General features: G+C 64.8%; 25 protein-coding genes. 9 read left to right on the forward strand and 16 right to left on the reverse strand.

What is annotated here, in order from left to right; genetic code table 11:
• Nucleotides 1-42 precede the first annotated feature (42 nt).
• Nucleotides 43-1,116: a tartrate dehydrogenase gene (locus IVB23_RS09040; protein ID WP_061878158.1), complete on the reverse strand. Its 1,074-nt coding sequence runs from the start codon at nt 1,114-1,116 to the stop codon at nt 43-45.
• Between the two features lie 154 nt (nt 1,117-1,270).
• Here IVB23_RS09040 and IVB23_RS09045 point away from each other — a divergent pair, with 154 nt between their 5' ends.
• The 3 genes from IVB23_RS09045 (at nt 1,271) to IVB23_RS09055 (ending at nt 4,238) form a co-directional block, all read left to right on the forward strand.
• Nucleotides 1,271-2,047 (forward strand): SDR family oxidoreductase, encoded by a 777-nt coding sequence (locus tag IVB23_RS09045; RefSeq protein ID WP_061878159.1) that lies wholly within the window; start codon nt 1,271-1,273, stop codon nt 2,045-2,047.
• Between the two features lie 111 nt (nt 2,048-2,158).
• Nucleotides 2,159-3,577, forward strand: coding sequence for an amidase family protein (locus tag IVB23_RS09050; protein WP_247803274.1), 1,419 nt, complete (start codon nt 2,159-2,161; stop codon nt 3,575-3,577).
• 10 nt (nt 3,578-3,587) lie between these two features.
• Nucleotides 3,588-4,238 carry an arylsulfatase gene (locus IVB23_RS09055; RefSeq protein ID WP_061878161.1) on the forward strand — a complete coding sequence of 217 codons (651 nt, stop codon included), beginning with the start codon at nt 3,588-3,590 and terminating at the stop codon, nt 4,236-4,238.
• On the opposite strand, the gene IVB23_RS09060 is transcribed toward IVB23_RS09055, so the two are convergent.
• Entirely contained in the window at nt 4,235-4,882 is a 648-nt protein-coding gene (locus tag IVB23_RS09060; protein ID WP_247803275.1) for a TetR/AcrR family transcriptional regulator, read from the reverse strand. The two genes, IVB23_RS09055 and IVB23_RS09060, sit on opposite strands and share 4 nt — an antisense overlap.
• A gap of 136 nt (nt 4,883-5,018) precedes the next feature.
• Here IVB23_RS09060 and IVB23_RS09065 point away from each other — a divergent pair, with 136 nt between their 5' ends.
• The 5 genes from IVB23_RS09065 to IVB23_RS09085 are packed head-to-tail and all read left to right on the forward strand — an operon-like array spanning nt 5,019 to nt 9,769.
• A complete protein-coding gene (locus IVB23_RS09065; protein WP_197967088.1) occupies nt 5,019-5,228 on the forward strand; it encodes a ferredoxin in 210 nt (69 codons plus the stop codon).
• A 50-nt stretch (nt 5,229-5,278) separates the two neighbouring features.
• Nucleotides 5,279-6,499 carry a cytochrome P450 gene (locus tag IVB23_RS09070; protein ID WP_247803276.1) on the forward strand — a complete coding sequence of 407 codons (1,221 nt, stop codon included), beginning with the start codon at nt 5,279-5,281 and terminating at the stop codon, nt 6,497-6,499.
• A gap of 35 nt (nt 6,500-6,534) precedes the next feature.
• Nucleotides 6,535-7,857 carry an MFS transporter gene (locus IVB23_RS09075; RefSeq protein WP_247803277.1) on the forward strand — a complete coding sequence of 441 codons (1,323 nt, stop codon included), beginning with the start codon at nt 6,535-6,537 and terminating at the stop codon, nt 7,855-7,857.
• A 3-nt stretch (nt 7,858-7,860) separates the two neighbouring features.
• A complete protein-coding gene (locus IVB23_RS09080; protein ID WP_247803278.1) occupies nt 7,861-8,520 on the forward strand; it encodes a sulfite oxidase-like oxidoreductase in 660 nt (219 codons plus the stop codon).
• A gap of 25 nt (nt 8,521-8,545) precedes the next feature.
• Nucleotides 8,546-9,769 carry an alpha/beta fold hydrolase gene (locus IVB23_RS09085; protein WP_247803279.1) on the forward strand — a complete coding sequence of 408 codons (1,224 nt, stop codon included), beginning with the start codon at nt 8,546-8,548 and terminating at the stop codon, nt 9,767-9,769.
• Between the two features lie 9 nt (nt 9,770-9,778).
• Here the strand turns inward: IVB23_RS09085 and IVB23_RS09090 are convergent, their stop codons facing one another.
• Nucleotides 9,779-11,227 carry a PLP-dependent aminotransferase family protein gene (locus tag IVB23_RS09090; protein ID WP_247803280.1) on the reverse strand — a complete coding sequence of 483 codons (1,449 nt, stop codon included), beginning with the start codon at nt 11,225-11,227 and terminating at the stop codon, nt 9,779-9,781.
• An 82-nt stretch (nt 11,228-11,309) separates the two neighbouring features.
• Between IVB23_RS09090 and IVB23_RS09095 the strand changes: the two genes are divergently transcribed.
• The gene (locus tag IVB23_RS09095; protein ID WP_131867030.1) at nt 11,310-12,224 is read left to right on the forward strand and encodes a DMT family transporter; all 915 of its coding nucleotides are present in this window, start codon (nt 11,310-11,312) and stop codon (nt 12,222-12,224) included.
• On the opposite strand, the gene IVB23_RS09100 is transcribed toward IVB23_RS09095, so the two are convergent.
• The 13 genes from IVB23_RS09100 to IVB23_RS09160 form a co-directional block, all read right to left on the reverse strand.
• The gene (locus IVB23_RS09100; protein WP_247803281.1) at nt 12,203-13,258 is read right to left on the reverse strand and encodes a YeeE/YedE family protein; all 1,056 of its coding nucleotides are present in this window, start codon (nt 13,256-13,258) and stop codon (nt 12,203-12,205) included. The genes IVB23_RS09095 and IVB23_RS09100 overlap by 22 nt on opposite strands.
• A 115-nt stretch (nt 13,259-13,373) precedes the next feature.
• A complete protein-coding gene (locus IVB23_RS09105; RefSeq protein ID WP_247803282.1) occupies nt 13,374-14,378 on the reverse strand; it encodes a zinc-binding alcohol dehydrogenase family protein in 1,005 nt (334 codons plus the stop codon).
• A 51-nt stretch (nt 14,379-14,429) separates the two neighbouring features.
• Nucleotides 14,430-15,761: a phenylacetate--CoA ligase PaaK gene (gene paaK / locus IVB23_RS09110; protein ID WP_247803283.1), complete on the reverse strand. Its 1,332-nt coding sequence runs from the start codon at nt 15,759-15,761 to the stop codon at nt 14,430-14,432.
• Nucleotides 15,762-15,799: 38 nt separating this feature from the next.
• On the reverse strand, nt 15,800-16,249 hold the full coding sequence (gene paaI, locus IVB23_RS09115) for a hydroxyphenylacetyl-CoA thioesterase PaaI (RefSeq protein WP_247803284.1): 450 nt from the start codon (nt 16,247-16,249) through the stop codon (nt 15,800-15,802).
• Nucleotides 16,250-16,350: 101 nt separating this feature from the next.
• Nucleotides 16,351-17,433 carry a 1,2-phenylacetyl-CoA epoxidase subunit PaaE gene (paaE, locus tag IVB23_RS09120; RefSeq protein WP_247803285.1) on the reverse strand — a complete coding sequence of 361 codons (1,083 nt, stop codon included), beginning with the start codon at nt 17,431-17,433 and terminating at the stop codon, nt 16,351-16,353.
• A gap of 136 nt (nt 17,434-17,569) precedes the next feature.
• Nucleotides 17,570-18,073: a 1,2-phenylacetyl-CoA epoxidase subunit PaaD gene (paaD, locus tag IVB23_RS09125; RefSeq protein WP_247803286.1), complete on the reverse strand. Its 504-nt coding sequence runs from the start codon at nt 18,071-18,073 to the stop codon at nt 17,570-17,572.
• Entirely contained in the window at nt 18,067-18,843 is a 777-nt protein-coding gene (gene paaC / locus IVB23_RS09130; protein WP_247803287.1) for a 1,2-phenylacetyl-CoA epoxidase subunit PaaC, read from the reverse strand. The genes paaD and paaC overlap by 7 nt, the downstream gene beginning before the upstream one ends.
• Entirely contained in the window at nt 18,843-19,130 is a 288-nt protein-coding gene (paaB, locus tag IVB23_RS09135; protein WP_015687593.1) for a 1,2-phenylacetyl-CoA epoxidase subunit PaaB, read from the reverse strand. The genes paaC and paaB overlap by 1 nt, the downstream gene beginning before the upstream one ends.
• A gap of 10 nt (nt 19,131-19,140) precedes the next feature.
• Nucleotides 19,141-20,133 (reverse strand): 1,2-phenylacetyl-CoA epoxidase subunit PaaA, encoded by a 993-nt coding sequence (paaA, locus tag IVB23_RS09140; protein ID WP_247803288.1) that lies wholly within the window; start codon nt 20,131-20,133, stop codon nt 19,141-19,143.
• Between the two features lie 76 nt (nt 20,134-20,209).
• Nucleotides 20,210-21,076 carry a phenylacetic acid degradation operon negative regulatory protein PaaX gene (gene paaX, locus IVB23_RS09145; RefSeq protein WP_247803289.1) on the reverse strand — a complete coding sequence of 289 codons (867 nt, stop codon included), beginning with the start codon at nt 21,074-21,076 and terminating at the stop codon, nt 20,210-20,212.
• 241 nt (nt 21,077-21,317) lie between these two features.
• A complete protein-coding gene (locus tag IVB23_RS09150; protein WP_247803290.1) occupies nt 21,318-22,088 on the reverse strand; it encodes an alpha/beta hydrolase in 771 nt (256 codons plus the stop codon).
• Nucleotides 22,089-22,290: 202 nt separating this feature from the next.
• The gene (locus tag IVB23_RS09155) at nt 22,291-23,577 is read right to left on the reverse strand and encodes a DUF445 domain-containing protein (protein WP_247803291.1); all 1,287 of its coding nucleotides are present in this window, start codon (nt 23,575-23,577) and stop codon (nt 22,291-22,293) included.
• A 185-nt stretch (nt 23,578-23,762) separates the two neighbouring features.
• Nucleotides 23,763-24,218: a phasin gene (locus IVB23_RS09160; RefSeq protein WP_061878177.1), complete on the reverse strand. Its 456-nt coding sequence runs from the start codon at nt 24,216-24,218 to the stop codon at nt 23,763-23,765.
• Nucleotides 24,219-24,244 lie beyond the last annotated feature (26 nt).

Consider the following 24,244-nt stretch of genomic DNA (forward strand, 5'->3'; position numbering starts at 1 on the left):
TGTGCACGCCTTAGCCCACAAGGGGAGAGGGAAAGTCGCCCGTCAATCCACCATATCCGCAACCGCCTTGCCGCAGGCCGTGGTATCGGCATTGCCGCCGAGATCCTTCGTCCGCAACGTGCGTTCGGCCAGCGTGCGCTCGATTGCGTCGACGATCGATTTTCCTGCTTCCTTCTCGCCGAGATGCTCGAACATCATGGCGCCCGACCAGATCATGCCGATCGGATTGGCGATGCCCTGGCCTGCGATATCGGGCGCCGAGCCGTGCACCGGCTCGAACACCGAGGGGAAATCGCCCTCGGGGTTGATGTTGCCGGACGGAGCAATGCCGATCGTGCCGGTGCAGGCCGGCCCGAGATCGGAGAGGATGTCGCCGAACAGGTTCGAGCCGACCACGACGTCGAACCAATCCGGATGCAGCACGAAGTTCGCCGTCAGGATGTCGATGTGGTACTTGTCCCACTTCACGCCCGGAAACTTCTTGGCCATCGCCTCCACGCGCTCATCCCAATAGGGCATGGTGATCGAGATGCCGTTGGACTTGGTCGCCGAGGTCAGGTGCTTCTTCGGCCGCGACTGCGCGAGTTCGAAGGCGAACTTCAGGATACGGTCGACGCCGATGCGGGTCATCACCGTCTGCTGTGTCACGAACTCGCGGTCGGTATCGGGGAACATGCGGCCGCCGACGGAGGAATATTCTCCTTCCGTGTTCTCGCGCACCACCCAGAAGTCGATATCGCCGGGCTTGCGGCCCGCCAGCGGCGACGGCACGCCGGGCATCAGGCGCACCGGGCGAAGGTTCACGTACTGGTCGAACTCGCGGCGGAACTTGATCAGCGAGCCCCACAGCGAGACGTGATCCGGGATCTTGGCCGGCCAGCCGACCGCGCCGAAATAGATCGCATCGTGCTTGCCGATCTTCTCCTTCCAGTCATCAGGCATCATCTGGCCGTGCTTCTCGTAATAGTCGTAAGACGAGAAGTCGAAATGGTCGAAATGCACGGAGACGTCGTGCTTCTTCGCCGCAGCCTCCAGAACGCGCAGGCCCTCCGGCATGACTTCCTTGCCGATGCCGTCGCCGGGAATGACCGCGATCCGGTATTGTTTCTTGCTCATCGAGAACGTCCTTGGTTGGTCCGGCAGCCGCCGCGTTTTGACCGCACTGCAATGGACCAAAGTCGCTGATGGTGCAACGCTGCACTGCAATGTTGACCATGGCGCGGCCGAGCGCCTACTGGTTTGATCCTGTTCCTATCCTGCGAGTACTCCCATGGATCTGCATCTGCGTGGCAAGCGCGTCCTGATCACCGGCGCGTCCAAGGGCATTGGCGCAGCCGCCGCCGAGGCGTTTGCCGAGGAAGGCGCGCATCTCCTGCTCGCCGCCCGCAGTGGCGAGGCGCTGAAGGCGCTGGCCGACCGGCTGCGCTCCGCACACCAGATCGACGCCGCAACGAGCATCGTCGATCTGCGCAAGGAGGAGGACGTGGCGCGGCTGGCGAAAGAAGCCGCCGACATCGACGTGCTCGTCAACAATGCCGGCGATATCCCCGGCGGCTCGATCGACAAGATCGACGAGGCGGCCTGGCGGCACGCCTGGGAATTGAAAGTGTTCGGCTACATCAACCTGACGCGGCATATCTATGCGCAGATGAAGGCGAAGGGCGGCGGCGTCATCGTCAATGACATCGGCGCGGCCGGCGAAAAATTCGACGCCAACTACATTTGCGGCAGCGCCGGCAACGCCGCGCTGATGGCGTTCACGCGCGCGCTCGGCGGCAAGAGCCTCGCCGACAACATCCGCGTCGTCGGCATCAATCCCGGTCCCGTCGGCACCGATCGCCACGTCACCCTGCTCAAGACGCGGGCCAAGCACCAGTTCGGCGACGAGAGCCGCTACAAGGAATTCCAGAAGAGCCTGCCGCTCGGCCGGCCAGCGCATGCGCGCGAGATCGGCGACCTCATGGCGTTCCTGGCGTCGGATCGCTCTGGCTACACGTCGGGCGTGATCTACACGGTCGACGGCGGCATCAGCGCCGGGTGGGGTTAATTGCTCACGTCGTTCCGGGACGATGCAAAGCATCGAACCCGGAACCTCGAGATTCCGGGTTCGCCCTTCGGCCGCCCCCGGAATGACAATCAAGAGGTAGGAGTAAACTAATTGTCTCAAGACCTGATCCGCGAAACCGCATGCGCCGTCGTCGACAAGCTACGCTCCGGCGACGTCTCGCCACTCGAGCTCCTGGATGTGCTGGAGAAGCGCATCGGTGAGGTCGACGGCAAGGTGAACGCGCTGCCGATACTGTGCTTCGATCGCGCACGGGATAGCGCCAAGGCGCTGATGCAGAAGCCGGCCGGGGCGCGCGGGCTGCTCGCAGGGCTGCCGGTGCCGATCAAGGATCTCACCGACGTCGCGGGCGTGTTGAACACGCAGGGCTCGCCGATTTTCAAGGACAACATCCCCGCGCAGTCCGACCTCATGGTCGAGAACCTCGAGGCGAACGGCGCGGTGGTCTACGCCAAATCCAACACGCCGGAATTCGGCGCCGGCGCCAACACCTTCAACGAGGTGTTCGGTGCGACCCTCAATCCCTGGGATACGACGAAATCGGCCGCGGGCTCCTCCGGCGGGGCGGCCGTGGCGCTCGCAACCGGCATGGCCTGGCTCGCGCAGGGCTCCGACATGGGCGGGTCCTTGCGCAACCCGGCGGCTTTCTGCGGCGTCGTCGGCATGCGGCCGAGCATCGGCCGCGTCGCGCATACCCCGAAGTCAGGTATCGATCGCAATCTCGGCGTGGTCGGCCCGATGGCGCGCAACGTCGAGGATCTCGCGCTGCTGCTGGACGCCATGAGCGGCGACTATGCGGACGATCCGCTGTCGCTGCCGGCGCCAACGACCTCGTTCCTTTCGGCGGCACAGGCAGGCAAGAAGCCGAAGCGCGTCGCCTATTCACCCGACCTCGGCATCACGCCGGTCGATCCAGAAGTGAAGGCTATCACGCGCAAGGCCGCGGAGCGCTTCGCGGAGGCCGGCGCGATCGTGGAGGAGGCGCATCCGGACTGGCGCGAGGCGCATGAATGCTTTCACGTGCTGCGCGCGTTCGATTTCGCGATCACCAAGGCCAACCTGCTGCGCACCAAGCGCGACATGCTCAAGCCCGAGGTGATCTGGAACATCGAGGAAGGCCTCAAGCTCACGGTCGATCAGCTCGCGCGCGCCGAGGCGCAGCGCGTCGGCATGACTGCGCGGGCGGTCGAGTTCTTCAAGTCCTACGATCTCCTGCTGGTGCCGACGACGATCGTGCCGCCCTTCCCGATCGAACACCGCTATGTCGCCGAATGCGCCGGCAAGAGATTCGACAATTACGTCGAGTGGCTCGGCATCGTCTACGCCATCACGCTCGCCTGCTGTCCCGCGCTCTCGCTGCCGTGCGGCTTCACGGCATCGGGCCTGCCGGTCGGCGTGCAAGTCGTCGGCGCACCGCGGGCCGACGCACAGGTGATCGCCGGCGCGAAGGTGCTGGAGGATATTCTGGACCTGCGCGGCACGACCCCGATCGATCCGAAAGTGAAGAACTGACATATACCTGATGACGACGCCGCCTCGCATCGCCCTCATCCACGCCCTCAAGCACTCCATCACGCCGATCGAGGCGGCGTTCGCGACGGCGTGGCCTGAGGCGCGACTGATGAACCTGCTCGACGACAGCCTGTCTGCGGATCTGGCGCGCGACGGCGCGCTCACCGAGGCCATGACCGAGCGCTTCCTCGCGCTGGGCGATTACGCAGCGGCGACGGCGGCGGATGGAATTTTGTTCACTTGTTCCGCGTTCGGCCCCTGCATCGAGGCGGTCGCGCGCGCACATGCTTCGATGCCGGTGCTGAAGCCGAACGAGGCCATGATCGAACGTGCCGTAACCATGGGTGAGCGCATCGGCCTGCTCTCGAGCTTTCCGCCGACGCTGGCCTCGATGCCGCCCGAGTTCCCTGCCTCCGTCCAGATCGTGCCGAAACTGGCCGAGGGCGCGCTGGCCGCGCTCGATCGCGGCGACCGCGCCACGCACGACCGGCTGATCGCGGAAGCATCTCGCGATTTGCGCGACTGCGACGTCATCGCGCTCGCGCAATTCAGCATCGCCGCGACTGCGCCGCTGGTTGCAGAGGCCACCGGCCGCCCGGTCGTGACGACGCCGGACAGTGCCGTCGACAAGCTGATGAGGCTGCTGAAGGCCAAGGCTTAGGCGCCGGCCTTTGTCCGGCGCCGCGCATCCTTGATCGCGACCGCGAGCGCAGCCTTCGTCTCATTGACGAAATCCTCGACCAATTCCTCACGCGTGGCATGCGCCGCCTCGCCGGTGAACAGGCCCTGCTCGGCCAGCATCACCACCCCATGCAGCGCGGCCCAGATCTTGAGCGCCTGCCGCTCGCGCAAGTAGCCGACCGCCGGGGCCTCCAGCGCCTCGATCACGAGCGCAAAGGTCTCCCGCGTCGCCTCGTGCAGCTCGCTGCCCTTGGCCGCGCAGGACACGGTGCGCGAGGCGAACATCAAGCGGTAGATACCGTTACGGCGCAAACCGAAATCGAGCGTCGCTTGCGCGAGTCGCGAGAGCTTCGACTGCTTCGACGGCTCCGCCATCGCCTCGCGCAGAACCGCTGTGAGTTGCCGGAACGCCTCCGCCGTGACCGCCGCGAGCAGCGCCTCGCGGTCGGCGAAATGCCGGTATGGCGCCGGCTGCGAGACACCGAGCTGCCTGGCAAGCGCCTTGATGCTGATCGCCTCGGCGCCGCCCCGTTCCGCTTCGCGCAATGCGGCCTTGATCAAGGCGTCGCGGAGATCGCCATGGTGATAGGTCTTCTCTGATTTGCGAGCGAATTGTGAACTCATGTTGAGTCGAAGCCTATGAGTTTGCGCTTGACAGGGGAAGCCCGCCGCGAATGTAATACGATATAACTTAGAACAATCCCAGATGAGGAACGCGCCGCCCTTCGGGCCCCGCGCGCACACGACCGAGGAAGCCGCAATGTCAGAGCGACTAAGGGTTCACGTCGATCCGGAGAAATGCCAGGGCCACGCCCGCTGCAAGGCCCTCGCGCCGGAGCTTTTCGAGCTCGACGAATATGGCAATGCGCACGAAGCCGGCGACGGCACCGTCCCGCCGGGGCTCGAGGACAAGGCCTGGCTTGCGAAAGCCAACTGCCCGGAAATCGCAATCGATGTGACCGAGGAGTAGCGCGGCCACCTGCGTGCTTTCAGCGAACACGAGCCGAGGGATTCCCTGCCATGACCGACGTCAACCAGCCCATCGCCCATCCACCCGTGACCGACTGGGTCCATGATTTCGACCACACCGATCCGCAATGGACGGAGGACCCGTTCCCGATCTGGGACGAGCTGCGCGCCGCGAGTCCCGTGGTGCACACGGAACGCTTCCTCGGCTGCTACCTGCCGACGACCTATGAAGCCGTGCGCGAGATCGCCAACGACACCCAGCACTTCTCCTCACGCCGCATCATCGTCCGCGATGTGCGCCCCGAAGTCGCCAGGAACGCGGCGCCGCCGATCACCTCGGACCCGCCCGAGCACAAGCCGGCCAAGCAATTGCTGCTGCCGCCTTTCACGCCGGACGCGATGAAGAAGCTCGAACCGCGGGTTCGCGCCATCTGCAACGAACTGATCGACGAGTTTATCGCCGACGGCAAGGTCGACGCCGCCGCACGCTACAGCAAATACATCCCGGTTCGGGCGATCGCGCACATGCTCGGCATTCCCGAGAGCGACAGCGACCTTTTCATCAATTGGATTCACATGATCCTCGAGCTCGGCATCAAGGACGAGAGCAAGCTGCTCCAGGCCGTGCAGGAGATGACGGCCTATTTCAGCGGCCACATCGAAACGCGCAAGAACAAGCCCAGCGACGACCTGATCTCCTATCTGATGAACGCCCGGGACAAGGAGGGCAATCCGCTCGAAGACTCTCATGTGCTGGGCTCGCTGCGCCTGCTTCTGATCGCCGGCATCGACACCACATGGAGCGCGATCGGCTCCTCGCTCTGGCATCTTGCGAAGACGCCGGCCGACCGCGCGCGGCTGATCGCCGAGCCCGGGCTCATCCCGACCGCGGTCGAGGAGCTGCTGCGCGCCTATTCGCCGGTGACGATGGCGCGTGAGGTGGTCAAGGAAACCACGGTCTCGGGTTGTCCGGTGAAGCCCGGCAACATGGTGCTGCTGTCCTTCCCGGCCGCGAACCGTGACCCCAAGATGTTTCCGAACGCTGACAAAGTCGTGATCGACCGCCGCGAGAACCGCCACGCTGCCTTCGGCCTCGGCATTCATCGGTGCGTCGGTTCCAACCTTGCGCGAATGGAGATGCAGGTTGCGCTGGAGGAATGGCTGAAGCGGATTCCGGACTTCCGCCTCGATCCGGCAGGCACCGTGACCTGGTCACAGGGCACGGTGAGAGGCCCCCGACAGTTGCCATTTTTGCTGGGAAAGGCGATGTAGGCCTTCCCCAGACAAAAGGAAGCGGAAGGCCGGACGTGACAGAGCAAGCAATCCAACCGGCCTCCGAGACTTTTGACGTCGCCGACGCCGAGCGGCGGATCAAGGCGATCTTCATCGGCTCCATCGGCAACCTCGTCGAGTGGTACGATTTCTACGCCTATACGGCATTCGCGCTCTATTTCGCTCCCGCCTTCTTTCCCGGCAACGACCCTGTCGTGCAGCAATTGAATGTCGCCGTCGTGTTCGCGGCGACCTTCCTGATGCGGCCCCTGGGCGGCTGGTTCTTCGGCTATCTCGCCGACCATTTCGGCCGGCGCATCTCGCTGACCCTGTCCGTCGTCTTCATGTGCTTCGGCTCGCTGATCATCGCGCTGACGCCGACCTATGCCACGATCGGCTTCGCCGCGCCGGTGATCCTCGCGCTCGCCCGCGTCATCGAGGGCCTGAGCCTCGGCGGCGAATACGGCGCCAGCGCCACGTATCTCAGCGAAGTCGCCGATCCCAAGCATCGCGGCTTCTATTCCAGCTTCCAGTACGTCACGCTGATCGGAGGCCAGCTCACCGCGATCATCGTGCTGCTGCTCCTGCAAAAGGTCTTCCTCACACCGGAAGAGCTGAAGGCCTGGGGCTGGCGCATCCCCTTCGCGATCGGCGCGCTGCTGGCGATCTTCGCCGCAGTGATGCGGCGCGGCCTGCACGAGACCGAGGCCTTCGAAGAGGCCAGGAAGGTGGTGAAGCCGACCGGCTCGATCACCAATCTGCTGCGCTATCCGCGCGAGCTCTTGCTGGTCGTCGGCCTCACCGCCGGCGGCACCGCGGCGTTCTACACTTTCACCACCTACATGCAGACTTTCGTCAAGCTTTCGGTCGGGCTGACCGAGGACCAGACCACCTTCGTGATCTTCGGCACGCTGATTTTCGCGACCATCCTCCAGCCGATCTACGGCGCGATCTCCGACAAGATCGGCCGCAAGCCGCTGCTGATCTTCTTCGGCGTCGCCGGCACGCTCGCGACCGTTCCGCTGCTGATGGCGCTGAAGGAGACGAAATCGCCCTTCATGGCGTTCATCCTGATCTGCGCCGCCTGGCTGTTCGTGGCTGGCTACACCTCGATCAACGCCGTGGTGAAGGCTGAATTGTTCCCGACCAACGTCCGCGCCCTCGGCGTCGGCCTGCCCTATGCCATCACGGTCTCGATCTTCGGAGGCACGGCGCCGGCGATCGCGCTCTATTTCAAAAGCATCGGGCACGAGGAATGGTTCTATTTCTATCTCAGTGGCATCATCTGCCTGTCGCTGATCATCTATTCAACCATGCGCGATACCAAGCACGCCTCCGCAATGCATCGGCACGAGTAGGCCATGACCGACGAGACGCCATCCGACAGCAAGCTGACGCGCACCAAGGAGAAGTGGGCGCGCGAGGGCCGGTTCCTCACCGGCAAGATCACGCGTCCGGAAGATCAGCGCCTGCCGCCCGGTCAGCACCTCACCAAGGACTGGCCGGTGCTCGATCTGGGCGTCGTACCGCCGGTCTCGCGCGAGCGCTGGCGGCTCGACGTCTACGGCGCGATCGAAACCCCCGTGTTCTGGACCTTCGACGAGTTCATTGCACAGAAGCAGGCGCGGTTCACCTCCGATATCCACTGCGTGACGACCTGGTCGCGCTACGACAATGAATGGGAGGGACTCGCGACGCGCGAGCTGCTCGCGGCCTGTCAGCCGCGCGAGGATGCGCGCTTCGTCGTGTTGCATTCCTACGACGGCTACACCACCAACCTCCCACTGGAAGACTTCGCCGCCGAGGACGCGCTGCTCGCCCATAGCTGGTCGGGCCAGCCCCTGAGCGAGCAGCATGGCGGCCCGGTGCGGCTGGTGGTGCCGCATCTGTATTTCTGGAAGAGCGCCAAATGGCTCCAGGCCATCGAATTCCTGACCGAGGACGCGCCGGGCTTCTGGGAAGTCCGCGGCTATCATAACCGCGGCGATCCCTGGGCCGAACAACGCTATTCGGGCGATTAAGTTCTAGCAAGGACGGGGGAAGCCCATGCCGACCGAACGCTTTCAATTCACCGGAGAAGGCGGCCATCAGCTCTCGGCCGCGCTGGAGCTGCCTGACGGCGAGGCCGCGGCGTTCGCGCTGTTCGCGCATTGCTTCACCTGCGGCAAGGACGCGCTGGCGGCCAAGCGCATCGCGGTCGCGCTCGCCGCCAAAGGCATTGCGGTGCTGCGGTTCGACTTCACCGGGCTCGGCTCCAGCGAGGGCGATTTCGCCAATTCGACGTTCTCCTCCAATGTCGCCGATCTCGTGCGCGCGGCCGATCATCTGCGCAGCATCCGCAAGGCGCCGTCGATCCTGATCGGCCACAGCCTCGGCGGTGCCGCGATCCTCGCGGCAGCAGGACAGATCCCCGAAGCCAGGGCGGTCGTGGCCATCGCGGCGCCGTCCGATCCCGCCCACGTCACCGGTCTGTTCAAGGAGCATATCGACAAGATCCGCACCGAGGGCGAGGTCGAAGTCTCGCTCGCGGGACGTCCGTTCCGGATCAGGCGTGAATTCCTCGACGACATCGCCGAGCACGAGCTGATGAAGGACGTCACCGGCCTGCACAAGGCGCTGCTGGTGATGCATTCGCCTGTCGACGACACCGTCGGCATCGACAATGCGACGAAGATCTTCGTTGCGGCGAAGCATCCCAAGAGCTTCGTCTCGCTCGATCATGCCGATCATCTGCTGACGAAGCCCACCGACGCGCTTTACGCGGCCGACGTCATCGCGGCCTGGGCGAGCCGCTACATTGACGCAGCAAAGCCCGCAAAAGCGATGGATCTACCCGAGGATCCGCGAAAGGTCGTGGTGCAGGAGACCCGCAAGAGCAAGTTCAACCAGATCATCACCGTCGGGCCGCATCATCTGGTGGCCGACGAGCCGGTCGCGGCCGGCGGCGCAGATGCGGGGCCCGGCCCGTATGACTTCCTGCTCGCTGGCCTCGGCGCCTGTACCTCCATGACCATGCGCCTCTATGCCGACCGCAAGTCACTGCCGCTCGAGCGCGTGACCGTCACGCTGAAGCATTCCAAGATCTATGCAAAAGACTGCGAAGAATGCGAGACCCGCGACGGCATGCTCGACCAGATCGAGCGCGACATCACGATGGACGGCGCCCTCGATGCCGAGCAACGCAAGAAGCTGATGGAGATCGCCGACAAATGCCCGGTGCACCGGACGCTGACGTCGGAGATCCGCATCGTGACGAAGGCGGTGGACTAGGCGCCAGCACTAGAAGCACGATGCCATCGTCCGCACGGCCGCGCTGATCTCGCTCTCGCGCCACGCCGCGAAGCCGAGCAGCAGGCCGCGATCGCGGGGCCGGCCAACCGCCAGGCTCGACAGGGCGCGCGTCTCGACCCCCGCCGCAACCAGCCGCTTCGCCGCCGCCTGATCAGTGCGCCCGCGCTTGAGTCGGGCGACGAGTTGGATGCCTCCAGGAGGCACTTCGACCGAGAGCACCCCGCCGAGCTGTCGCTCCAGTTCCTCGACGAGGTGATCGCGGCGCGCGTGATAGAGCCGGCGCATCCGGCGCAGATGTGCGAGGAAATGCCCATCGGCGATGAACTCGGAGAGTGCTTCCTGGATGTGACTCGAAGCGATCAGCCCGATATGCCGCTGCGCGATCTCCAGGGTGCTGGCCAGTGCCGGCGGCGCCACGAGATAGCCGAGCCGGATATCCGGCGTCATCGCCTTCGAGAAAGTGCCGACATAGAACACGCGGCCATGGGCATCGAGTCCCTGCAAGGCCGGCACCGGCCTGCTGTCATAGTGGAATTCGCCGTCGTAATCGTCCTCCACGATCCAGGTCTTGCCGGGCCTGCTCAGGCTGAGAAACTCGGCGCGGCGGGCCAGCGACATCAGCCGCCCCGTCGGATGCTGATGCGAGGGCGTCATGAAGATCAGTTTTGGCGCCGCAAGGCCCGGCATCCGTTGCATACCCTGCTCGTCCAGTCCGATACCGCTCACGCGTGCGCCGGACGCCCGGAAGGCGGCCGCAGCACCGGGATAACCGGGATCCTCGACCCAGACCTCATCGCCGGGCGTGATGATGGTCGCGGCAATCAAGGTCAACGCAGCCTGCGCGCTCGGCAGGATCATGATCTGGCCTGCGGCGGCCCGGACACCCCGGCTGGTCGCCAGATAATCCGCGAGCACCTTGCGCAGGCGCGTCCGGTTGACCGGGCCGAGCTCGCGCCTGGCTGCACGCACGGCATTGCGGCGCAAGCAACGCGCCCAGACCTCGTCCGGAAACTCTCTGAAATCGCCATGCCCCGGGCGCAACGGCCTCAGTGATGCCTGATAGGACATCGGCCAGTCGGTTTGCTTGAGATTCAAGGCCCAGGGCGACAGTCGCGGCTTACCGGAGCGTTCGCGCACCACAGCAGCACCCGCTCCTAGACGATCTCCGCCACCATCGACCGTGACCACGGGACGGCGGCCGTGCGATGCCGCAACATATCCCTCGGCGGCAAGCTGTTCGTAGGCATAAGTGACGGTGTTGCGGGAGACGCCGAGATCGCTCGCGAGCCGACGGCTCGACGGCAGCGTACGGCCCTTCCCGAGACGGCCGCTCGCGATCAGGTCTCTAAGCTGGCTCGTCAGCTGCGTCACCAGCCCGGCGTCGTCCGTCCGTTTCAAGTCGATCAGGGCGGAGATCACCTCTTCCGAAACTGGCATCTCATTATTCTCCGATCTGGTGCTTTTTCCGGTGCCAGCGGCGATGCTATCCGGCGAACTGGACTGCTTCAAGGACTCCGAGATGAACTCACTTTCACCCCGCGCGGCCGTCGGCCTGTTTCTCATCGTCGTGCTGGCCTGGGGTGTGAACTGGTCGGTGACGAAGCAACTCGTGGAATTTGTCTCGCCGCTGTGGACCGCCGCGATCCGGAGTTGGATCGCTCTGGTCGGCCTCGTCGTGATCCTCGGACTGAGCAAGAATCTGGTAATCCCGGAACGGCGCGATATACCCGTCATCCTCAGCGTCGCGCTGCTGCACATGACGCTGTTCTCGATCCTCGTCGCGGCGGGCCTGCGCTTCCTGCCCGCGAGCAAGGGCGTCGTGCTCGGCTACACCACGCCGCTCTGGGTCGCACTCGCCGCGCCCATCCTCGGACAGGGCACGTTGACCGCGCCGAAGCTTGCCGGCGCCCTGCTCGGGCTGTTCGGGCTTGCCGTCATCCTGAATCCGTCCTCGATCGACTGGACCAATGCAGGCGTCTTGCTCGGCGCCGGCATGGTCATCCTGGCCGCGATCTCCTGGGCCGCGAACATCATCTATATCCGCGCGCATCGCTGGATCGCGTCCCCGCTCCAGCTCCTGCTCTGGCAGGTGCTCGTGGCCACGGCCGTGCTGTCGACACTGGCGATGATCATCGACGGGCTGCCGCAAGTCGACTGGTCATGGCGGCTCGTGTCGCTGTTCCTGTATTCGGGCCTGATCGGGACGGTGCTGGCCTATTGGGCGATGTCGATGGTCAACAAGAGCATCTCGGCGCTGACGACGTCGCTCGGGACCACCGCGACGCCGCTCGTCGGCATCGCCAGTGCCGCGATCCTGCTGGGCGAGCCGATCGACGCGAGCCTTGCCATCGCGGCCGGACTGATCGTCAGCGGCATCGGCCTTGCGACGCTCGGCGACCGACTGCTGCGCGGTCAGGCCACTGCGAGGGGTTGAACCCGAAGCGCACCGCGCAGGCCCGCCGTCGTGCCGAGCAGGATGCCGGCGAGCGCCACGAACGACCCCAGCGCAAGCGTCGAGATGCCGGTGAGCCCCTGCCCGATCGAGCAGCCGAACGCCATCACGCCGCCGATGCCCATCAGCGCCGCGCCGCTGCCTGAGCGCAGCATGTGACGCGGCGAGGAATAGCCTTCGAGCTTGAACCGGCCCGTAGCGAGCGCCGTCACCAGACTGCCGCCGAAGACGCCGGCCACCGTCGCGATGCCGAAATTCAGCGTCAGACCGGTCGAGAGCATGGCGTATTGCAGAGTATCCGCGATCGGCGCAATGAAGGTGAGCGAGGTCACCGGGACGGGGTTGAAGTCGTCTGCGCCGAGACAGCCGGTGACGTACCAGCCGCCGGCGACGAGCAGGCCGACGACGACACCTGCCGCGATCTGACCCGGCGAACGACGAAACGCTGGGTGCGCGAAGGCGAACAGCATCAGCGCGACGACCGCCGCGGCGGCGGCAAGCGCGCGCGAAAGCGATTCCGTGAGACCGAGCATCATCAGCACGGACGGCAGCGAATTTGCGCTGACGGTCGTTTGCGAGGCCTGGACCACCGCAATGCGCGCCGGCGCGATCAGGCCCTTCAGCGTCATCTGTGCGGCAATGGCGAGCACGATCACGACGACGAAGGAACGGAGATTGCCGCGGCCGAGCAGGACCAGCGCCCGCGAGCCGCAACCGTTCGACAGCACCATGCCGTAGCCGAACAGCAGGCCGCCGAGGAAGAGCACAGGCACCGAGAATGACTGCTGCAGGTAGATCGACTTGCCGAGATCGACCATGCCGTTGCCGGCAAGGAACTGGCTCGCAGCGATCGCGACGGCGATCGCCAGCGCATAGCTCCGCACCAGCCGCCCGTCTCCCTCCGCCAGAAAGCCGCGCATGCTGCTCATCAGGCAGAAGCCGCTGAGCAGGCCGACAGCACCGTAGACGAGCCCGATGACGAGACCGGCGAGGATGACGATCTGGCTAACTTCCATCGGCTGTTCTCAGATCTCTCGACACTCCGCGTCATTGCGAGCGCAGCGAAACAATCCAGCCTGTCTCCGCGGATGCTTTTCTGGATTGCTTCGCTGCGCTCGCAATAACGGTGGGTTACGGTTTCAGGATGACCCGGTCGCGCGAGGAGCCGGCGACGGCGACATAGGCCTCCTTGGCGCGCTCGAGCGGATAGACGGCACTCGCCTTGATCGGAAACGGCTTCAGATGTCCGCTCGCAAAGCCCGGACCAAGGTCGCGCAGTACCGCGCCTGTGGCGGCCGACGGCAGGCCCAGCGTGTCGATGCCGACATAGGTGTGCTGGCCGCGGTAGAATTCGAGGATGTTGAACTGCACGATGCGGTCGATCGCGGCGATCAGGATCTGGCGGCCGCGAAGGGCAAGTGATTTGTGCGCGGCCTGGAAGTAGGGATCGCCGACCGTGTTGAAGACGATGTCGGCGCCCTTCCCGCCGGTCAATTCGCGCACGCGTGTAGCAACGTCAATGGCAGAGGCGTCGATCACTTCGACCGGCGCGCTGCTATGCCCCTCGTAGGCTTCCGCCTTGCGCACCACGCCGATGACGCGCGCGCCCTGCCAGGTCGCGATCTGCACTGCGGCCTGGCCGACCTTGCCATTGACGCCCATCACCAGCACGGTCTCGCCGCTCCTCGGAATGCCGGCGCGGCGAAAGCCTTCCATCGCGGTAACGAAGGGCACGCCGATGCCGGCGGCCTCCTCCCAGGACACGGTTTTGGGCTTCTCCACGACAGCATCGGCCTCGACGACGAGATGGCTCGCATGGCTGCCGTCGCGGCGGATCCCGAGATCACCGGACGAGCCGAACACCTCGTGGCCGACTGTCTCGGCCGGCCCGTCGATCACCACGCCGGCGTAGTCGCGGCCAGGGGTTCGGGGGAACACGGCATAGGGCATCAGCCCGGTCGCGGCCTTGACGTCGGATGGATTGACGGCTGCGGCTTTCACCTCGATCAGAACATCGTTCGGACCGCGCGTGAGTGTCGGGCGCTCCACGACTGGCGCAAGCGCGGCGGCGCTTTCAGCCTTTGAGGCAAGGCGCACACAGCGTGCTTCGACGGTTTTGGCTTCGGCTGTCGACATGGAAAGACCCGCGATTTCTCGCGGGCCTTGTCGCCCCTGGGCGCGGTCAAGTCAATCCTTGGGCCGCTTGTCGTAGAGCCTCTTGGCCTTGCCGAGCGAACGTTCCAGCGTGGCGGGCGCGACCACCTGCACCCTGGAGCTGATCCCGATCGTGTTCTTGATGTGGGTCGAGATCCGGTCCGCATGGTCGAGCAGACCCCGGCCATCCCAGCTCTCGGGCCGCGCCTCCGCGATGATGGTCAGTTCGTCCATGCGGCCTTCGCGAGTCAGTTCCAGGATGAAGTGCCCGCCGCACCAGTCGGTCGCGAGCAACACCTCTTCGATCTGGGTCGGAAACAGGTTGACGCCGCGCAGGATGATCATGTCGTCGGAGCGGCCGGTCACCTTCTCCATCCGCCGCATGCCGGGCCGCGCCGTGCCCGGCAGCAGTCGCGTCAAATCGCGGGTGCGATAGCGGACCACCGGAAAGGCTTCCTTGGTGAGCGAGGTGAACACCAGCTCGCCCTTCTCCCCGTCCGGAAGCACCGCGCCGGTCTCGGGGTCAATCACCTCGGGGTAGAAATGGTCCTCCCAGATGTGCAGCCCGTCCTTGGTCTCGATGCATTCCTGCGCGACGCCGGGGCCGATCACCTCGGAAAGACCGTAGATATCGGTCGCGTCCATGTCGAAGGCGTCCTCGATCTCGCCGCGCATCGCATTGGTCCAGGGCTCGGCGCCGAAGATGCCGATCTTGAGCGAGCACTGGCGCGGGTCGAGCTTCTGGCGCTTGAACTCGTCGAGGATCGCCAGCATGTAACTCGGCGTCACCGTGATGATGTCAGGCCGGAAGTCGTTGATGAGCTGCACCTGCCGCTCGGTCATGCCGCCGGAGATCGGCACCACCGTGCAGCCGAGCTTTTCGGCGCCGTAGTGCACTCCTAGCCCGCCAGTGAAGAGCCCATAGCCGTAGGCGTTGTGGATGATCATCCCAGTGCGCCCGCCGGCGGCGCGGATCGAGCGCGCCATCACCTCCGACCAGGTGTCGATATCGCGCTGGGTATAGCCGACGACGATGGGCTTGCCCGTGGTGCCGGACGAGGCATGCACGCGCACCAGCTTTTCGCGCGGCACGGCGAACATGTCGAAAGGATAGTTGTCGCGCAGGTCCGTCTTCGCCGTGAACGGAAACTTTGCGAGATCGGACAGCTCACGAAAGTCGGACGGATGCACGCCGGCCTTGTCGAGGGCCTTGCGATAATGCGCGACGTTGTCGTAGGCGTGCTTCAGCGACCAGGCCAGCCGCTGCTTCTGCAGCGCCATGATCTCGTCGCGCGAGGCGCGCTCATGTGCGTCCATCTCGGCGCTATAGGTACCGGCACCTTCCTTGAGCCTCGTCAGAGCCATCCTCGTTTCCCCACATTGGTTTGTTCTTTTCCTTGGTCTTATTGATCTGGCGCCGGCAGCCACGTGCCGGGAATGACGCGAGAATGTCCGCGGAATTCCGCGATGACGGTGTCGCCCGCGGTCACGCGCACGTCGTAGATGCCGGAACGGCCGCCGCGAGTGATCTCCCGCGCCGTCGCAATGAGACGGTCGCCGAGCTTGCCCGGCTTAATGAAGGTGATCTGCCCCTGCGCCGCGACCACGCGCTCATTCTGCGAATTGCAGGCGAACGCGAAGGCGGAGTCGGCGAGGGTGAAGATGAACCCGCCATGAGCGATGCGCTGGCCGTTGACCATGTCCGGACGCACCGTCATGGCGAGCGTTGCGAAGCCCGGGCCGATCTCCACGATCTCCATGCCGAGAGCCTTGGACGCATCGTCCTCCGCCCACATCGCGTCAGCGCAGGCGCGGGCAATATCCTCAGGCGACAGGGCGGCTTTGACGTTCACGCGCTTCTCCGGGCCAGATGCTCGCACATGATGTTCTGCTGGTTGGCTCAAGCTGTCAAATAATGCGACGCATTTGCATTCATGGGGTCTGATCTGCCCGATCAGACATGGTCATAATCGACGACGACACGCTCGGACGATGGCTTTGCCTGGCAGGTCAGGACGAAGCCGGCCTTCAACTCCCACGGTTCCAGCGAATAGTTGATGTCCATCGGCGCCTCGCCCTCGACCAGCTTGGCACGGCAGGTCGAGCACATCCCGCCCTTGCAGGCGAAGGGCAAATCGACCCCGGCACGCAGCGCGGCATCGAGGATCGCCTCATCCTCTGCGACGGGCACGTCGCGCCGCTTGCCGTCGATGATCAGCGACGCAATCGCCTTCGGCGGCGCATCCGGCGCAGCGGCTTTCTTCGGCCGCGGCTTGCCGCCGAACTCAGAGACGAAGCGCTCGACGTGGATACGCTCTTCGGCAATGCCGAGATCGCGGCAGGTCGCCTCGATCTCCTCGCTCATGCCAAGCGGGCCGCAGATGAAGACGTGATCGACGCTCCCCGCCGGCACCAGCGAGCGCAGCAGCACCCTCACCTTGTCGCCGTCGAGACGGCCATGCAGGATCGGGATGTCCTGCTCCTCGCCGGAGATGACGTGGAAGAGCGAGAGGCGATCGATGAAGCGATCCTTCAGCTCCTCGAGCGCTTCGAGGAACATGATGTTGTCGGTGGTACGGTTGCCGTAGAACAGGAAGAAGCGGCTGTCCGGCTCGCGGGCAAGCACACCCTTCACGATCGACAGGATCGGCGTGATGCCGGAGCCGGCGGCAAAGCCGACATGGATGCGCGCGCGATCGGCCGGCGGGACCACGCCGAAGCGGCCGGTCGGCGTCATCACGTCGAGCTCATCGCCGCATTTCAACTCGTCCGCCGCCCAGCTCGAGAACGCCCCGCCATCGACCTTCTTCACGGCGATGCGGATCTCGCCGTCGTCGGGGCCGGAGCAGATCGAATAGGAGCGGCGCACCTCTTCGCCATCCAGCATCGTGCGGAGCGTGAGATACTGGCCGGGCGTGAAGGCGTAATCGCGAGCGAACTCGCCGGGAATGGCGAAGGTCATCGAGACCGCGTCGGACGCCTCGCGGCGGAGGTCATTGACGGCCAGGCGATGGAAGCGCGGTGCGGCTGCGGACATTACGGACACCCTTGTTCGGTCTCTCTGTCGTCATTGCGAGCGAAGCGAAGCAATCCAGAGTCCTTCCACGGAAGCAGTCTGGATTGCTTCGTCGCAAGAGCTCCTCGCAATGACGACGGGGTTGGCATCGTGCGCCTCAATGACACTTGAAGTAATCGAAGGGTTCGCGGCAGGCCTTGCAGCGCCACAGCGCCTTGCAGGAGGTCGAGCCGAATTCGGAGAGCAGCTCGGTGTTCTCAGAGCCGCATTGCGGGCACGCGACGGCCTGCTCGCCGAACAGCGCGCGGCGCGAGCTCGACGCTTGCGGCGGCGCGATGCCGTAGGCACGCAGCTTCTGGCGCCCGTCCTCGCTCATCCAGTCGGTGGTCCACGCCGGCGACAGCACGGTTCGCACCTTCGGATGACGGAAACCGGCGCGCTCCAGCGCCAGCTCGATTTCCAGCGCGATCATGTTCATCGCCGGACAACCCGAGTAAGTCGGGGTGATTTTGACTTCGACCTGATCGCCGTCGAGAACGATCTCACGGAGCACGCCGAGATCGGCGATGGTCAAGACCGGAATCTCCGGGTCAACCACGCTCGCCGCAGCATCCCAGGCCCGCCGGCGCAGCTCGCTGTCGCGCTCCAGCACGCTCACCATGTCAACCCCGGAAAGGTGCGCTGCATCGATTGCAGCTCGGAGAGGAGATGGCCGAGATGTTCGCTGTGCCGACCCGTACGGCCGCCCTGCTGCATCCAGTTGTTCTGCGGCAAGACGAGCGTGGCTTCGCTGACGACATCGGAGATCGTCTGCAGCCAGCGACCGCGCAAGGTCTCGGGATCGACGGCGATGCCGGCCTGGATCAGGGCGCGCTCGCCGTCGTCGACCGAGAACATCTCGCCGGTGAAAGCCCAGAGATGATCGATCGCGGCTTGCGCCCGCCGATGACTTTCGTCTGTGCCGTCCCCGAGCCTGATGATCCATTCCGAGGCGTGGCGCAGGTGATATGCGCTCTCCTTCTCGGACTTGGCGGCAATGGCGGCAAGCGTCGTATCGCGCGAGCTCATCATGGCACGCCAGTAAAGGTCGGCGAAGGCGGAATAGAAGAACTGCCTCACCAGCGTCTGGGCAAAGTCGCCATTCGGCTGCTCAACCAAGAGCAGATTGCGGTACTGCCGCACGTCGCGCATGTAAGCGAGCTTGTCCTCGTCGTTATCCCTACGTTCGGCCTTCGCAGCAAAGGTGTAGAGCTCCCGTGCCTGGCCGATCAGGTCGAGCGCGATGTTGGAAAGCGCCATGTCCTCTTCCAGCATTGGCGCGTGCCCGCACCATTCCGACAGCCTGTGACCGAGGATCAGCGCATCGTCGGCGCGGCGCAGCGCGTAGAGCACCAGCGGCGTTTCGGAGACCTGGATGTTGGCGACGGCCATCACATGTGCCCCACTTCTTCCGGCACCTCGTAGAACGTCGGATGCCGGTAGATTTTGGACTCGGCCGGCTCAAACATCATGCCCTTCTCGGCGGGATCGCTCGCGGTGATCGCGCTCGACGGCACGACCCAGATCGACAGGCCCTCGCCGCGACGGGTATAGATGTCGCGGGCGGCTTGCAGGGCCATGGTCGCGTCGCTGGCATGCAGCGATCCCACATGCTTGTGCGCGAGCCCGTTGCGGCTGCGAATGAAGACCTCCCACAGCGGGGTGTTCGGCGTGGCCATCTTGATCTCCCTATTCTGCAGCCTGCGCGGTCTGACGCCGCGCGCGCTTGGCGGCATAGGCGGCTGCCGCCTCGCGCACCCAGGCGCCCTCCTCGTGTGCCTTGCGGCGCGCGGCCATGCGGTCGCGGTTGCAGGGGCCATTGCCGGCGAGCACCTGCTTGAATTCGGTCCAGTCGATCTCGCTGTAGCGCCAGTGCTCGTCCGCATCCTGCGTCATGCCGGGATCGGGAATGGTGAGGCCGAGATATTGCGCCTGCGGCACGGTGGCATCGACGAATTTCTGGCGCAGCTCGTCATTGGAGAAGCGCTTGATCTTCCACCTCGTCGAGGTGTCGCTGTGCTGGCTCGCGACATCCGGCGGGCCGAACATCATCAGCACCGGCCACCACCACCGGTTCAGCGCATCCTGCGCCATCGCTTTCTGCTCGTCGGAGCCGCGGCACAGCGTCAGCATGATCTCGTAGCCCTGGCGCTGATGGAAGGATTCCTCCTTGCAGACGCGGATCATCGCGCGCGCATAGGGGCCATAGGAGCAGCGGCACAGCGGGATCTGGTTCATGATCGCCGCGCCGTCGACCAGCCAGCCGATCGTGCCGATGTCGGCCCAGGTCAGCGTCGGATAGTTGAAGATCGAGGAGTATTTGGCCTTGCCCGCGAGCATCGCGTCCACCAGCTCCTCGCGAGACGAGCCGAGCGTCTCGGCGGCAGCATAGAGATAGAGCCCGTGGCCGCACTCGTCCTGCACCTTGGCGAGCAGCGCGGCCTTGCGGCGCAAAGTCGGCGCACGAGTGATCCAGTTGCCTTCGGGCAGCATGCCGACGATCTCGGAATGCGCGTGCTGGGAGATCTGGCGGGTGAGCGTCTTGCGGTAGGCCGCCGGCATCCAGTCGTTCGGCTCGATGCGTTCCTCTGCATCGATGCGGGCCTGGAACTCCGCAGCCTTCGCCGCGTCCTCGAGACCGCGATCCTCGGTCTCGGCCGTGTTCAGCGCCTGGGTATACATGCGCGTCCTCCCGATTTATTGGGAGATAATATATAACATAAATTACATCATGCAAGATATTTCTGTAACATAAAGATCAAGCATCGAACCTCCGTTCCAGGAGCTTCCGGGCCGCCGGCAACGGCCCCTTCTCGTTGCTTCCATGGCCGTCGAGCCATTGTTCCGATGCAACGAGGAGCGCACGATAGATCTCGGCGCAGAGCGCGCGGGCCGCCCTTCCCGGCCAATCCGCGGGCAACAGGCCTTCGGGCAGCAGCGGGTCGCGCAGCACGACACGGCGATAGTAGTGGATCAACAGGATCCGCGCGGTGAAGGCATCGGCCTCGGACAATTCAATACCGCGCGCGATCGCGGCGCGCAGCGGCTCGAACGTCTTCATGAATTTCAGATAGGCATCCGCGGTGCGATCGAGCGGCCAGCTCGCGCTGAGCAGACGCCGCCCGCTGTCATCCTCCGCCGAGACTTCGAGACGGATGGCGCCCGCAGCCTCATCCGGCACCGGCACGCCCGACGGCGCGACCCAGACGCCCGGCAGCGGGCTGCCGAAGCCGGCATTGCGCAGCGCCTCGCGCGAGGCGTCGCGGTCCTCGCCATTGCCGATCAGCAGCAGCTCGAAACGGCCGGTCCAGTCCGATGGCGGCGGATCGTAGATGTGGCGCGTGGCAGCTTCAAAGGTCTGCCGACCCTTGTCGGCCAGGCGATAGAAACTGTTCCGCCCGACCTTCTCGCGCGTCAGCCAGCCGTCGGCAGCAAGCCGAGACATCGCGGTGCGGACCACGCCGCTGTCGATATCCAAGCTTTCGAAGAATTCCAGCAGCGTCCCCAGCCACACCGAGCCGCCGCGCGGCACGATCGCATCGCCGAACACGGTGATGACGATGGAGCCGGTGCGCGACGGCTCGCGCTTGAGCTGGTCGATGATGCGGGAGAGCGGATGCGCCATGCACGAGCCATAGCGCGTTTGATGCGGGCGCGACAATGGACGGGGACGACGCTCTTTCTCTTTCTCTTTCTCTTTCTCTTTCTCTTTCTCTCCCTCTCCCCGTTCTTACGGGGAGAGGGTTGGGGTGAGGGGCCGCCTCGGCAAACACGGTAACAGACGGACTCGCGGAGAGTCCCCCTCACCCGGAATTTGCTATTCGCAAATTCCGGCCTCTCCCCGCAGGCGGGGAGAGGCGAAGAAACTATCGATGCGGATCGGGGTAGGCGAGGCTGCGCCAGCCGCTGCGGTCGAACGGACGCCACTGGCCTTCCTTCTGCGCGAGGCGATCGGCCACGGCATAGACGACGGCCGGATGATGGCCCATGCCGCAATGGCTGCTCTCGACCTCGATGCTCTCGGTCTGCGCGCCCGCCTTCTCCATGCAGCCCTGCCAGGCGCAGACACCGTCGGTGCGGCTGAAGATGGCGGTGGTCGGCACCGGCGGCGGAGCGGCAAGCTCTCCCCCGAAACGCGGATCGACCTCATCGGCCTTGTGCCCGCTCGCCCATTCGTAGACGCGCCAGGCGTTGGTCGAGCGCGGATCGCCGGCGAAGGGACTGCCGAGCGTGATCACCTGGCGCACGCGCTCCGGCATCATCTTGGCGAGCTGGCGGGCATAGAGACCGCCGAGGCTCCAGCCGACCAGGCTGATCCTGCGACCGTGCTTGTCGTTGAGCTCCTGGACCAGATCGACCATGGCATCCTGCACGCCCTCGCGCAGGCCGTAATTGCGACCCTGACGCCAACCGCTCACCGCATAGCCCTTGCTCGTCAAAAACGCGCGCAGCGCACGCGTCGACGCGTCGGAAGCCACGAGGCCCGGCAGCACCAGCACCGGATGCCCGTCTCCGCGCGGCGCAAGGCTCAACAGCGGCAGCGCGCCGAGGAATGCGCCGAACTCGTGGATCGCGCGCCCTTCCAGAAACATCAGGGTACGGGACGGCGGACGCAGCGTCTGGGCAGTTGCGGTCATCGATGTTTCCCCCTGGGAAGACTTCTGGAAAGGACGCCGGCTGCGATGCCGGCAAATCGGCATGAATTCCAATGCACCGGCTTCTCGAACGTTCCGCAGCGCAACATCAATCAGCTAGGTGGCCGGTTCCAGACATTCAAGCGGGAGAGATGCGCGGCGGCAATAGGCCCGCGCGGTAATGCCGACGGCCATGACGCGAAAGTCACAGCAATCGAAGCAGGAATTCTGCGGAGTAGAGTGCGAGACCGGCGAGACCGCCAATCAGCGAGCCATTGAAGCGGATGTATTGCAGGTCGCGCCCGATGTTGATTTCGATCAGCGTAATCAGCTGCGTCATATTCCACGCCTTGACCTGATCGGAGATGAAGGTGGAGACGCCGCTCTTCTGGTCGGCCACGAAGCTGCGCAGCATCGCCACCAGGCCCTTGTTGATCTCGCCGCGCAGTTCGGCATCGCCGGCGAGCGCCTCGCCGGCCGCGACGAACACGCCGGCGAGATGATGCTGCAGCACCTGCGTCTCGCCGCTCGCGCTGCGCTCGATGAAGGAGCGCGTGTTGGCCCAGACGGTGCGGGCGAGTTCGGCAAGCTCGGGACGCGCGAGCAGATCGCGCTTCAAGCCGTCGATGCGATCGATATAGGCTTGATCGGTGCCGAGCCGATCGACGAAGCTCAGCACCATGCGATCGAACTCGCCGCGGAACGGATGCTTGGGATCGCTGCGCACCTCATTGAAGAAGGCGGTGGCTGAGGCCACGATCTTGTTCACCAGAAACTTGTCGGCGCGATAGAGCTTGAGCAGGGTCGGCAATTCCGCGCGCACTTTCTCGCGGATCATCGCCATCGTTTCCTTCTGGTTCAGCGTGTCGTGCATCACGCGCAGGAGATCGTCGAACAGGATCTGGTGCCGCCCCTCCGCCACGAAGCCGCGCAGCGTGCCGGCCGCGAGCGGCGCCAGATCGATCGCCTGGAGCTGCGATGACATGCGGCGGATGACGAAGCTCATCAGGCCGGAGCTTTCGGTGGCGGAAACGGCCTCCGGCAGCAGGCGCAACGCGAACCGCGCCAGATCATCGCTGCGCTTGCGGTCCCGCAGCCAGTCCGCAACGAAGAAGCCGAAATCGATCTCCTTCAGCTTGGCCTCGACGGGGCCGGCCTCCAGGAAATGCACCTGGATGAATTCGCCGAGCTTGTCGGCGATGCGAGCCTGATTGCTCTGGATGATCGCCGTGTGCGGGATCGGCAGGCCGAGCGGCCGCTTGAACAGCGCGACCACCGCATACCAATCGGCGAGACCACCGATGGTCGCCGCTTCCGCGAAGGCTGCAACGAAGCCGAACACGGGATGCACTGGAAGAAGCCATTTTGCGACGACGAAGAGCAGAAGCGTCGCGGCCAGTACCAGCGTCGCCAGGGTTTTCACGCGGCGCAGCTCGGCCGCGCGTTCGGCATCGCCGGGGGCGTCGAAGGAGAAGGTGTCGCGTGGAGTCATGACGGTTTGAGAGTACGTCATTCCGGGGCGATGCGAAGCATCGAACCCGGAATCTCGCTCCACAACCTCTGGATTCCGGGTTCGCCCTTCGGGCGCCTCGGAATGACGGTGGATGTGCTTACGGCAGCTCAAACAAAAGGCCCGCCGAAGCGGGCCTCAAATTCAGTTTCTACTCATGGGTCAAATCAGGCGGTCTTGTTGTAGACCTTGGCGAAATTGTCCTGAGCGGACTTCGCACCGTTGGCGGCGAGGTTGCCGAGATAGTCGGCGGTCGCCTTGGCACGCGAGACGAACACTTCGCCGCGGGAGCGGAGCAGGCTCGACTGGATCTCGACGGCTTCGCTGATCGACTTTGCCGACGCCAGCTTGTCGATGCCCGAGAAGAACGCCTCGGCGTCCTCGTAGATCGCCTGCTGGATATTGCGGCTGATCTTGCCGGCCTCGGCGACGGATTCGGCCACTGCGTTCTCGACAGCGGCGGTTACCCGCTCGGAGCCGGCGAAGGCCTCCGCGGCACGGTCCTTGGCAGTGTTGGCAGTCTTCTTGACGAATTCGCGGGCGGCCTCGGGAACTTCCAGATTCTGGATGTTCTTGAAAGCGTCCTTGAAGCCCTCGAAAGCGGTGTTGGTTTCAGTGGTCATGGGGGTTCTCTCCATCCTCATTGATC

The sequence above is a fragment of the Bradyrhizobium sp. 191 genome (genome assembly GCF_023100985.1).
Classification (GTDB): domain Bacteria; phylum Pseudomonadota; class Alphaproteobacteria; order Rhizobiales; family Xanthobacteraceae; genus Bradyrhizobium; species Bradyrhizobium diversitatis.